Raw genomic sequence first — 13,273 nt, forward strand, 5'->3', positions numbered from 1 at the left:
TTGAAAAACCCCAATTATACCGAGACGTTGCCTTGATACCAAGTATAAAAAAGCCCGCATTGCGGGCTTTTTCAAATAATTAAGATAGTTGTTGTTTTAGTGCTATAGCTTCATCTTGAACTTCAGGAGGGCCATTATTAATAACCTCTTCTATTACCTTCAATGCACTTTCAGCATCATTTATTTCAAGATAAGCGCGTGCAAGGTCTAATTTAGCAGAGTAGCCTTGACCTTCCATATCAACATCTAATGCATCTTCTCCTGCTAGTAAGTCCTCAAAATCCCCTAAACCAACATCCATATCAACATTTTGGTAAGGCTCAATATCAGATTCAGCATCATCACTTTCTTCAAGTAAATCATCGATATCTAAATAATCAGACTCTGCAGTATCGATTTCTTCTACTTCAAACGGTTCTGCTTCTGTTTGTTCACTTAAAAGTGAATCAAAATCAAGTTCGAAGTCTTTTTGCGATTCAGCAGTAATTGGCTCTGGTTCTGCTAATTCATTTAATAAACTATCAAAATCAGTACTTTCTAAATCGTCAATGAGTAAATCATTACTGTTATCTAAGTCACTACCAATAATTTCATCATCAAGGAAATCATCTTCATCACTGGTCGATAGATCTTCAGTGGTGATCACTTCTTCATTAATAGCTTGAGCGTCTTTAATTTCAGGTAATGGATCTTCAGAGCTAAATGCTGGTGCATCAAGTTCTTCAAGCGCTTCATCTAGTTCAAGCTCTGGGTACTCATCCAAAATTTGGCTAGGTGCATCTGCACGCATTTGCTCGTCGTTATCAAATGCATCTGATAAACGCTCATCTTCTGCTTCTAAATCAACATCAACTAAAGGGTCATCACCGAAGTCAATACTGTCTTCAGATAATAATTGCTCATCAAATGTACTTTCTAAATCATCGTCTGATAAATCAAAACTATCAGCTGTTACATCTTGCTGTTGTTCATCTAGTTGCGAGATGTCATCGAGTAAATCATCACCTACATTATCTAACTCGACTTCTTGCTCTTCAGGTAATGCAGTGTTCTCATCGTGTGCTTGGGTTTGTTCTTCAAAATTATCAAGTGAAGGAATTGCACTTTCTTCAGATACTAGATTTTGAAGATCCGTTTCGTTATTCCCATCGCTAGAAATATCATTTTCATCTTCCAGCAGCGAATCAAGTAAAGCTTCATCATCCGTTGCATCAACGTCAATCAACTCTTCTGTAAAATCATTATCAAGATCAGCCAAGAAATCATCTGATTCTATTGATAGCTCATCTGGTAATTTATCATCAGTTGCCAGTTCGCTTTCGGCAACTTCAGCTTCAACGTTTATCTCTTCAATCGCTGAATCCAGTAATTCATCACCTTCAAGAGAGTCACTAACATCATTTACTTCTTCAACATCAACAGTTTCAGTTTCATCAAGCAATGCATCGATGTTGTCTTCTACAGATTCTGGTTCAAGCTCGTCTTGCTCAATTTCAGCAGTTGCTAACTCACTTTTAGGCAATTCTGCTTCTAGGTCATCTTCAAGCGCTGAATCAAGTAAATCATGCTCATCAAGAGAGTCACTAATATCATTTGCTTCTTCAACATCTGCAGTTTCATCAAGTAATGCATCAATATCATCGACTGCATTTTCTGGCTCAAGCTCGTCTTGCTCTATTTCAGATGTAGCTAGCTCGCTTTCAGGTAATTCAGCTTCTAGGTCTGTACCTTCAATTGCTGAATCTAGTAAATCATCCTCATCAAGAGAGCCACTAACTTCATTTGCTTCTTCAACATCAACAGTTTCATCAAGTAATGCATCAATGTCATCGACTGCAGTTTCTGGTTCAAGATCGTCTTGCTCTAATTCTGGCGTTGCTAGCTCGCTTTCAGGCAACTCAGCTTCTAGGTCTATACCTTCAAGCGCTGAATCTAGTAAATCATCTTCATCAACAGAGTCACTAACATCATTTACTTCTTCAACATCTGCAGTTTCATCAAGTAATGCATCGATGTCGTCTAATGCATTTTCTGGTTCAAGCTTGTCTTGCTCAATTTCAGCAGCTGCTAGCTCTTTTTCAGGCAATGCCGTTTCTAGGTCTGTATCTTCAAGTGCTGAATCGAGTAATTCATCTTCATCAAGAGAGTCACTAATATCATTAGTTTCTTCAGTAATTTCAGCTTCATCAAGTAATGAGTCAATGTCATCAGCTTCATTTACTTCTTCGTTACCTGCAGCTTCATCAAGTAATGCATCAATGTCATCTACTGCATCCTCTGACTCAATTTCATCAGAAGTATCTTGCGCATTTTCGCTTTCATTGATATCGATTGACTCTTCAAGGTCTTGCTCAGAAGTATCGGTATTTGCAAACGCTTCAGCAGCAGCCTGTTGAGAAGCTAATCGCTCAGCATCAGAATTTGCTTCTTCTAATAATGCATCTAGATCGGTTAAGTCTGTGTCATCTGCTTCAACTTCATCGATCATGGCATCGATGTCGTCCATGTCCAGTTGGATTTCAGGTTCTTTCTCTTCCGGCTCTAGGTCATCACTTAAACTTTCATCCAAATCAACTTCATCATTGCTAAGCTCGTCCATAATGGCATCAACATCAGCAACATCAGATTCAATTTCATTTGATGGTTCAAATTCTTCGGGTATATCAAGCTCAATCTCACTATCGCTAGCAACCATCTCATCGATAGCAATGTCATTACTGTCATTATCATTATCTACTGGAGAGTCAAAATCTTGTGCAAGAATGGCATCGATATCGTCTGCATCAAGTAATCCATCATCAGCAACATCATTGTTCATATCTGGCACTAAGTCATCAGAGCCATCATCATCTAGTGCATCACCTAATAATCCATCTAATTCATCTTGATCTAATAGTGAGTTATCGCTTTCGAGTGCTGGCTCTTCCTCTTCATAGAGCAGATCATCTGGCTCTTCTAAAGCATCATCTAAACTATCGTCAAGTGCGACAATATCGTCTTCAAGTGAATCATCAAAACTTTGATCCAATGCATCATCAAATGGGTCATCAAGACCTGCACTTAATTCATCATCTAATGGTTCATCTAAGCCATTAGCAAGCACATCACCTAAGCCATCTGATAAATCATCGTCCAAGTTGTCGTTTACGATAGGTTCAGGAATATTTGGCGAAGGCGTATCAAAAATTGGCTCTTCAGGTTCGCTATTCGCGGCGCGGGATTTAAACCAATAAATAGCACCACCCACAATTAAGAAACCAGGAATTAAAGCAAGTACAACTAATAGCAATGGATTATTTGTTAAATCCTGAAAGCTAAACGATTCTGCTTCTGCTTTTGCTTTGGCTTCTTGCGCTGCAAGAATACGGTGCTGCTCTGCCAGCAACGCTTTTAATTCATCAAGTGTTTGTCTATCGCTATCAAGCTGACCACGAATAAGCTCTAATTCAGTAGATAAACTTGAAACTTGTTTTTTAAGATTTTCATTTTCAGTGAGGATCGCTTCAACGTTATTTACAGACGACTTAAATTCATCTTTAAGTTGCTCTAATTTTTCGTTTTGTGCTTCTTTTGCCTGCTTAATTTCGTCGCTCAGTTCTTTTTTAGCAACGATTACATCTTGTTTTTTAGCTTGTTCTGCTTGCTTTGCAACCACGTCGATTTCAGTTTGAGTGAGTTCGCCTTTAAGCTTTTTATCCCAAAGCTTGTCATCAAGTTCTGAACGCTCTTGGGCAAACCCCGCATTAATACTTCTAATTTCGCGCATAGAGGGCATGCGCAAATATGAGCCGGTACGTAAATGGTTAATATTATTATCTAAAAAAGAGTCGGGGTTTTTCTGATAAATGGCCTGCATAACTTGGTAAATAGTAACCGAGTTATCTGGCCTTAATTTGGTTGCAATACGCCACAAAGTATCAGTATCACGCACTGGACCATAACGTTTACCTTGTTCGCCAACATCTACATTTTTGGGCCCACGGATCCGAGTATTTTCAGCATTAAGATCAAACGAAATGCTTGAAGCGCCAAGTAGCACTACCGAAAGAAGAAAAATCGCTTTTGAAGAAAAGAAGCTGCGCATGGGTTTCCTTTAATATTAACTCTGAAAGCTCATTTGTTCGAAATAAACGGGGTTCGAACACTAAACTTATGCAAAGTTTGCACCAATTTTATAAATTTCTTGGCTATTTCAACCTAAAATGGTGCGACTCTTTTTATAATTTTCAGCATAAAACTATAAACCAGAAAACACCGAATATCCATTAATTAGGCAGTGGCAAAGTAATTGGCAGGGAAACATTATCTCATTGATGATAATGCAGCTTTAAGCTAAAACTCAATTAGTTAGAGTCTGATGATCGTTCGCGCTAGTCTTTAAAGCAAAGAACAACAGACCCTAGGAATTATGCCAAACAAACTTAAACGTCAGTTTGTTTGGCATCAAAGAAATGACTATTACAGATATTGCTCTACTAACAGCTCAGCAATTTGCACGCTATTAGTAGCAGCACCTTTACGCGTGTTATCTGAAACAACCCATAAATTTAAACCATGCGGGTGGCTGATATCTTGACGAACACGGCCAACATAAACCGCATCATTGCCGCTCGCATCAGACACAGGTGTTGGATAATCCTGCTCATCTTCAATGTATTCCACACCAGCAGCTTCGTTAAGCAACTGCTTTACGTGCTCTACATCAACAGGCATACGCGTTTCTAGGTGAATAGCTTCTGCATGACCATAAAATACCGGTACACGCACAGCTGTCGGGTTTACCATTACACTGCTATCACCTAAGATTTTTTGAGTTTCCCACACCATTTTCATTTCTTCGCGGGTATAGCCGTTATCTTCAAAACTATCAATTTGCGGGATTACGTTGAACGCAATTTGCTTTGGAAACACATCATTTTCAAGTGGGCGCGCATTCATTAAGTTAGCAGTTTGCTTTGCTAATTCATCAACCGCTTTTTTGCCTCCACCTGAAACTGATTGGTAAGTACATACGTTAATACGTTCTATACCATATGCATCATAAATAGGTTTTAATGCCACCACCATTTGAATAGTAGAACAATTCGGGTTAGCAATAATATTGCGGTTTCTAAAATCGCTTAACGCATCTGGGTTCACTTCAGGAACCACTAATGGCACATCGTAGTCATTACGAAAGTGTGATGTATTATCAATAACCACACAGCCCGCCTCAGCAGCAATTGGTGCATACTTTTCTGAAACGCTGCCACCAGCAGAAAATAGTGCAATATGGGCATTTGCGAAATCAAAGGTTTCAACATCAATCACTTCAATGTCTTCACCTGCAAATTTAATATCTTCGCCTGCACTGCGTTCAGACGCTAATAAATACAAGGTATCAATAGGAAATTTACGCTCTTCTAGCGTTTCGATAATTTGACGGCCAACAAGGCCTGTTGCACCTAAAACCGCAACATTGAATTTTTGTGACATGTTATTCCTCAATCACATTAAAGCCGAGTTGGCTTAAACGTTTTGCATTTGCAGATGAACTGCATTTTACCGTTAAAGTGCTAAATTCGCGACGCCCTGGGTAGTTTTTTCGTAAACTATCGAACCCTTCACGGTTTAGTCCTTTCTTTAAGAGACCGTAATCACGGCGTGCGTCATAAACGCTGTGTACTAATTGGCACAAGTTTGCTTCAGTAAAAGTATTGCCTAAACTCACCTCAGTAAGTTCTGGATCTGGCAGAAAATCGGCCATTTTATGTGTCGCAGGTTTTCCTAATTGCTGACAAACCGCTTGATAAAGCATATCTGTGCCGCCCGCTTTACCTTCTAAACTGTGGCCAGCAATATGTACCGAACCAATGCGCGTATAAGGCAGTAAAGCTCGTTCAATATTTGGCTCATTCTCCCATACATCTAACACCAATGATAAACCCGCACCTACTTGCATAAACTCAAGCAATGCTTGATTATCAATGACATCACCACGACACGAATTAACCACAATTGCATTGGATTTCAACTTAGGCAGGTTGTGCTTATTTAGTAAATGTTTGGTTTGATATTGACCTTCTTTCACTAAAGGCACATGAAAGCTTAAAATATCAGCATCGCTAATAATGGTGTCTAACGATACGCCATCTTCAAGTTCGCCAGACGCTTGCTTTGGTGGGTCGCACAGTAATACGTTGCAGCCTAACGCTGCTAATTTTTTCGAAAGTCGGCTGCCAATATTACCCACACCAATAATGCCAACGGTTTTGTCTTGTAAGCTAAAGCCATCTTCTTGAGCAAGCGCAAGCAAGCTTGATATCACATATTCTGCCACAGCCGTTGCATTGCAGCCTGGTGCACTTGAAAATGCGATGCCTTTTTGTGTTAACAATGCCTGGTCAACGTGATCAGTGCCAATTGTTGCAGTGCCAACAAATTTCAATTTATTTGCATGAGTGAGTAGGTTTTCATTCACATTGGTAATTGAGCGAACTAATAAAATATCAGTATCAACAAGTTGCTGAGGGCTGAGCTCTCGGCCAGCAAAACGTGTTATTTCACCAAACTCTGAAAAGAATTCTTCGACCAGTGGCATATTTTGGTCAGCGAGGATGCGCATAGTTGTCCTATTTAGGCGAAGCAGATGCGCTATTTTAACGGCAATAAAAAAGCCACTCAATCAATTAAGTGGCTTTTCTTTCAATCAATTAGATTTGCGTTTTAAAAAGGCAAATTAGCCTTTGTATTTTTGCATTACTAGCGTTGCGTTTGTACCGCCAAAACCAAAGCTGTTCGACATTACAGTGTTGATATCTAAGTCACGCTTTTCAGTCACAATATCAAGGCCTGCAGCTTGCTCATCTAACTCGTCAATGTTGATAGATGGCGCTACAAAGTTGTTTTGTAACATTAAGATTGAGTAGATTGCTTCGTGAACACCCGCTGCACCAAGTGCGTGACCTGTCATCGCTTTTGTTGCACTGATTGCAGGTGATTTACCGCCAAATACTTCTTGGATTGCGCCAAGTTCTTTAACATCACCTACCGGAGTTGATGTACCGTGCGTGTTTAGGTAATCAATATCACCTTCAACTGTTGCAAGTGCTTGTTGCATACAACGAACAGCACCCTCACCTGATGGAGCAACCATGTCGTAGCCATCAGATGTTGCACCGTAACCTACAATCTCACCGTAAATCTTCGCGCCACGCGCTAATGCGTGCTCTAACTCTTCAACAACAACGATACCGCCACCGCCAGAGATAACAAAACCATCACGGTTTGCATCATAAGTACGTGAAGCAAGTTCAGGCGTTTCATTATATTTAGTTGATAACGCACCCATAGCGTCAAATTCCATTGCTAATGTCCAGTGTAGTTCTTCACCACCACCAGCAAATACAACGTCTTGTTTACCAAGTTGGATTTGTTCTACAGCATGACCAATACAGTGAGCAGATGTAGCACATGCTGAACTGATTGAGTAGTTAACACCTTTAATTTTGAATGGTGTTGCTAAACATGCAGACGTCGTTGAGGCCATAGTACGAGGAACCATATATGGACCTACGCGCTTAACTCCTTTTTCACGAAGAATGTCAGCTGCTTCAACTTGGTTTTTAGATGAACCACCACCAGAGCCAACAATAATACCTGTACGTGGGTTAGACACTTGATCTTCAGACAGACCTGAATCATCAATCGCCTGTTGCATTGAAATATATGAGTATGCTGCTGCATCACCCATAAAACGCATTGCTTTGCGGTCTACGTGCTCTTTTGGATCTAGGTCAATGCTACCACATACGTTTGAACGTAATTTTAGGTCTGCAAATTCTTGGTTGAATGTAATGCCTGAACGGCCTGCTTTTAATGATTCAAGTACTTCTTCTTGATTATTACCGATACTTGAAACAATACCGATACCCGTAATTACGGCTCTTTTCATGGATAAACCTTTTCTACAAAGTAAATTGTGCTCTATTCTACGTGTTATTTACAAAAAACTGGTCTAATCTCAGCGTACACGTGTTTCGAATTTACAGTATTTTAACCTTAACTGCCAAATTTATAAGCTTAATTTGTTCTAAATCAAGTTTTACCGCCCCCTTATATCTCGTACAATAGCGCCACGTTAAGTTTGTTTTAAATAATTATGATCCGCCACGCAAAAATTGAGTTTAATGAATCAGGCACACCGGTCGCACAAGACTTTGATGATGTGTACTTTTCAAACGATAACGGCTTATTAGAGTCAGATTACGTATTTTTTCAGCAAAACAATATTGCTGCGCGTTGGCAAAATCACCCAAGAAGGCACTTTGTTATTGCTGAAACAGGGTTTGGCACAGGCCTTAATTTTTTAAATACGTGGCAGCGTTTTAATCAAGATGACGATAAATCTGTTGAACAACTTCACTTTATTAGCTTTGAAAAATTCCCTTTAGAACAAGCATCGTTAAAGCAGGCGCTTGCAGCCTGGCCTGAGCTTACAGATTTAAGCGAACAACTGATTGCAAAATACCCTGTTGCCATGGCAGGTTGCCACCGCTTAGAGTTTGAGCAAGGGCGCGTTATTTTAGATTTATGGTTTGGTGATATTCAAGATACGCTGCCGCAACTTTGCTACAGTGAATCTGGCATTGTTGATGCGTGGTATCTCGATGGATTTGCGCCAAGTAAAAACCCGGATATGTGGCAACAATCACTTTTTGATGGCATGGCTAATTTAGGCCGAGAAAACTGTACATTTGCAACCTTTACCGCCGCAGGTTTTGTGCGCCGAGGTCTAAGTGATGCAGGTTTTACTACCAAAAAAGTAAAGGGATACGGCCGTAAACGCGAAATGGTTGTCGGAACTTTAGACACTGCTAATCACAATACCACCCAGCCTGCGTATTATAAACGTGAGCCACAACAACTTACTAAAGTAGCCATTATTGGAGGTGGCATTGCATCGGCAACTCTTGCCTATAGTTTTTCAAAGCGCGGTATAACTACTGAAATTTTTTGTAAAGACGATACGTTTGCACAAGGCGCATCCCATAACCATCAAGGCGCGGTATATCCAAATCTGCAGGCCGACTTTAACAGTAGCAGTGAATTTTTTGCCCATAGTTTTTATTTTGCAAAAAGGCTTTATCAGCAAATTGATGATGATGGCTTTCACTACCCCCATGATTGGTGCGGCGTTTTATTGCATGGCGTTACTGACAGCAAAGTTGAAATTCAAACCCGCCTTGCAGAAAAAGGTAATTGGCCAACATCGCTTATCCGCAGTGTAAACGCTGATGAAGCAAATCAAATTGCAGGTATAAAAGCTAACTACTCAGGCTTATTTATTGAACCGGCAGGTTGGGTTAATCCCCCTGCATTGGTAAATGCACTTTTCGCTGCAAGTCAAAGCAAGGCTCCATATAAAGTGCATTTTAATAGCGAAGTATGTAACATTGTAAAAACACAAACCGGTTATCAATTACATGATGAAAATCAGTGTTCACTGGGCGAATTTAGCCATGTAATTATCACTTGTGGTGAATTAACAACGCGTTTTTCACAAATGCAATCTCTGCCATTTAACCCTGTGCGCGGCCAAGTAACCCGCGTTGCGACAAATGAATCATCTAAACAACTTAAAACCGTATTGTGTCATAAAGGATATTTTACACCGCAGCTCGATAACACCCATTGCATGGGCGCGACATTTGAAAAACAAAGTATGTGCCGTGAAATAAGCGAAGAAGATAACTTTATCAACCTAAAACAACTCACATCGTTTTACCCTGAGCAATTAGGTATTACAACTGATTCAATGCTCGATGCAAAAGCTGCCATTCGCTGTACCACACCAGATCATCAGCCGATTGTGGGTGAAGCTGTTTGTGAGGAAACACTTTTAGATAATTTTGCGCCGCTAAGAAAAGGTCAGCACTATGATTTTGGTAATTCAGTTAACCCACATCAAGGTCTTTATGTATTCTCTGGCTTAGGTGCCCGTGGTTTATGTACCGCGCCTCTTGCCGCGGAAATGTTAGTGGCTGAACTCTGTGATGAGCCATTACCTGTGCCAACACATATCAGTGAAATGCTCCACCCTAACCGCTTTATTATTCGCGACTTAAAACGCAATAAACGCTAAAAAAATAGCCGCACCTTGCTAGGAGATGCGGCTATTGGATTTACCTAATTAAATACTCATTATATATTGAATGAGCAATTAGATAATCATTAACTTCCTAGAAATTAACGACAACCTGGTGTATTAAAGTCAACAACGATTGATGCACCATTGGCAGTACCTGACACTTTTACATAGCCCCAGTATTCGCTTTGATTAGTAATATAGATACATTCGCCATTGCCCACATTTTGTGATGATGCATCTACATTGGCAGCACTAGGCCAACCGCCATTACGGTATTCAAGGTTAATATCGCCTGAACCATTTGATGTTGTAATTGCCACACTTGTTGCACCGCTTACATCAGCAATGCTTAACCAAATTGGTTCTTGCTCGGCAAGACACATCACATCACCATCGTATAAACGACCACCACCGCTAGGACCTTCCGTCGCACATGCGTTAGGCACATTGAAGTTACCACCTGATTGAACAGTGTAATTCGCTTTTACTTGTGTATCGAAATTAGCATAGCCATACACCATTACATGGTATGTGCCCGCTTGTGGTTTTTCGATAGTACAGCGCTCGCTATTACCACCTACATATGGACGACAGTCATAGCTTGTAAGCGTAGGCGCATCGCCAAACTTAACGTATAAATCACCATCGCCAGAACCACCATTTAGGGTGATCTCAAGGTCACTTGCATTTGCTGGTACATTTACAACAAAGCGTTTTTCATCACCTGTGTTACCAGTCACTTGCTATGCTACACCGTTTTGTAACTCATTACCCACTGGCGGCTCGCTACCTGTTACCGTTGCAGTAGTTGCCTCGCTTGCACTCAGCCCTTCTGGATCAGTTACAGTCAAGGTAACCGCATATTCACCTGCAGTTGTATAACTGTGCGTAGGATTTGCTTCTGAGCTTGTAGTACCATCACCAAAATTCCAGCTGTATGATGCAATCGTTGATTCATTATCATATGAGCCATTACTCGAGAATGAGATCAATTCACCTTCAGCAGCACTATAAGGGCCATTAATCATTGCAACTGGGGCTTTATTTTGTGGCGGATTAGTATCACCATTAGCAAGTGCCTGAGTCCACTGCGTAAATTCATTACCGTAGTTTGCAGCCCAAGTATTTACTCGTGCTTTATATGCAGCCCAATCACCCGCACGAGTAGATGCAAGCATCAGGTTTAACTCATCGCGATGATTTTCAAACATAAAGCGAACCGCTAAATAACCCCAACGGTAAATACGATCTTGGTCAAAACCATCATAGGTTGTTTCAAAAACCGTGCCTAAGCTGAAAGTTGAGCCATCTTTAATCGTGTCGATAGCAGCTTGGTTATCATTTTCTTTTGCAATGTATTCAGCAACACCTTCGCTCCACCAAACAATTGCTTCAGTTGGCGCATTAAAGCCACCGTAAAGATCAAAACGACCATCTAAGTAATGCACATACTCATGCTCTAAGTTCCATACAAAGTGGTCAGCATTTGCATAGCTTGCTTCATGGGCAACAAAGTTTGGAATATTACCCGGATTTGATGGGTTGCCTTCTAAGTACATACCACCGTTATTAGTATCAATACCAAAAATAACACCTGCGTATTTGCCGTAATCATCGCTTGAGTCAAAAATATTTACTTGTAATTGACTATTAACATCATCTGCAACAGGCGTGTTGTTAGTTTGTAATTGACCGTGGAAATACGTTTCTTCGTAGCCCATTTTGCTACACGCTGCTTGATGCTGCGCGCTCGTCATATTTTGCGAGCGAATTTTAATTGTGCTACTACAAGTGTAAGTTTGAGAAAGTACTTGTGACTCAAGCTGCTGCTCAAAACCACAAATATTGTAGGTATCGCAGCTACCATAGTAACCTGCAGTATCGGCAGCACCTAACCACACTGAATCGCCATAACCATACATTTGATAATCAGCAAAAATACGATTTAATGCTGCATCAACACCAGTTTGAATAGTACCTGGATACTGTTTTAAGCGACCTAATTCACGCGCTGCATTAGCAATCATAAATTCAGCGTCTGAATCAATCATGTAAGTACTTGTGGTAAATTTTGCAAGCGCACTTACTAAATCAGTCGCAGAGCCAATTTTATTTTTAAATTCGGTATTCCACTGACCACGGAATAAAATCGTAAATACACCATTTACCGCACCGCGCATATTCCACTTAGCGGCATAACTTGCATTCCAGCGGTTTAACCACTCAACAACGACTGGCAGATACACATCTTGCTGCTCAGAGCTGTCCATTGTGATTAATACTTCAGAAAGTGTTTTACCGTGCGCATCGTTATCGTCATAAAAATGACTGTTATTTACAAACGCATCAATAGCGCCTTTAACAGCTGGCTTTACCCAAGATGCAAACGTTACTTGGTCGTTATAAAACTCCACATAATAACCAGCGCGTAAGTATAGGAATAATGCTTCAATGTCATTATCACCGCCACCTTGGTAATTTTGAGCTAGCCCTTTAACATGATTTGCAACCGCATACATATTATTCGAATCATACGCTGCTTTTTGAATATCGCTTGTTGCACCAAACAATTCATTAACACAGTTTGTACCTTGCGATTTAATTTCGCTAATAAGCTGTGTTGAGTTACTGGTTGCAAGTGCATTCACATTACACGTTACAGCCAGAGCTTGTTGCATATTTTTTAAATTTACAGTGTGCAAATCATGTTTAGCATGTTCAAACGGCTGATTTAATTGCTGTGTAGTTACTGCTGTTGGCGCATTATCCATGCGCTTAAATTCAACGCCGTGATGGTGAACCTTAGGTTGGTTTTGTGAAATAGGCGCGCTTGCAGCAAACGCAGTTTGCCCACAACTTAATGTGGCAAGCACTAACGCCAATTTAGTAAGTTTCATTTGTTATTTTTCCAATTGTTGTTGTCATAATGTTCGATAAATTTGTATCGAGTTTCGTTGCTAAACGATATATTGAAATCACAAAACATGAATTCAATATACTGTATACAATATATTAACTTTTGTTCTGAATATAGGGGCAGATCAGCACTTTTTTTGTTAGTTGATATATTTCAATTAGTTACAAATAAAAAAATAATAAAATGGCATGGGGTTATTGCCAATTTCACATCTCAAACGAGTTAAG

Annotated in this window: 7 protein-coding genes; 1 reads left to right on the forward strand and 6 read right to left on the reverse strand. The window is 40.2% G+C overall.

The features are described from left to right. Positions 1-79: 79 nt before the first annotated feature. The 4 genes from ON073_RS08405 to fabB all read right to left on the reverse strand — a co-directional run bounded on the left by ON073_RS08405 (position 80) and on the right by fabB (position 7,933). A complete protein-coding gene (locus tag ON073_RS08405) occupies positions 80-4,084 on the reverse strand; it encodes a FimV/HubP family polar landmark protein (protein ID WP_274761441.1) in 4,005 nt (1,334 codons plus the stop codon). A 374-nt stretch (positions 4,085-4,458) separates the two neighbouring features. Continuing rightward, positions 4,459-5,475, reverse strand: coding sequence for an aspartate-semialdehyde dehydrogenase (locus ON073_RS08410; RefSeq protein ID WP_274761442.1), 1,017 nt, complete (start codon positions 5,473-5,475; stop codon positions 4,459-4,461). Between the two features lies 1 nt (position 5,476). Beyond that, a complete protein-coding gene (gene pdxB, locus ON073_RS08415) occupies positions 5,477-6,604 on the reverse strand; it encodes a 4-phosphoerythronate dehydrogenase PdxB (protein ID WP_274761443.1) in 1,128 nt (375 codons plus the stop codon). A gap of 114 nt (positions 6,605-6,718) precedes the next feature. Beyond that, positions 6,719-7,933 (reverse strand): beta-ketoacyl-ACP synthase I, encoded by a 1,215-nt coding sequence (gene fabB, locus ON073_RS08420; RefSeq protein WP_274761444.1) that lies wholly within the window; start codon positions 7,931-7,933, stop codon positions 6,719-6,721. A gap of 207 nt (positions 7,934-8,140) precedes the next feature. Between fabB and mnmC the strand changes: the two genes are divergently transcribed. Then, positions 8,141-10,123: a bifunctional tRNA (5-methylaminomethyl-2-thiouridine)(34)-methyltransferase MnmD/FAD-dependent 5-carboxymethylaminomethyl-2-thiouridine(34) oxidoreductase MnmC gene (mnmC, locus tag ON073_RS08425; RefSeq protein WP_274761445.1), complete on the forward strand. Its 1,983-nt coding sequence runs from the start codon at positions 8,141-8,143 to the stop codon at positions 10,121-10,123. 104 nt (positions 10,124-10,227) lie between these two features. Here mnmC and ON073_RS08430 read toward each other — a convergent pair whose 3' ends face one another. Next, positions 10,228-10,869 carry a PPC domain-containing protein gene (locus tag ON073_RS08430; RefSeq protein ID WP_274761446.1) on the reverse strand — a complete coding sequence of 214 codons (642 nt, stop codon included), beginning with the start codon at positions 10,867-10,869 and terminating at the stop codon, positions 10,228-10,230. A gap of 3 nt (positions 10,870-10,872) precedes the next feature. Further along, positions 10,873-13,026: a collagenase gene (locus ON073_RS08435; protein WP_274761447.1), complete on the reverse strand. Its 2,154-nt coding sequence runs from the start codon at positions 13,024-13,026 to the stop codon at positions 10,873-10,875. Positions 13,027-13,273: the final 247 nt, after the last annotated feature.

This window comes from Pseudoalteromonas sp. G4, from assembly GCF_028875915.1.
Classification (GTDB): domain Bacteria; phylum Pseudomonadota; class Gammaproteobacteria; order Enterobacterales; family Alteromonadaceae; genus Pseudoalteromonas.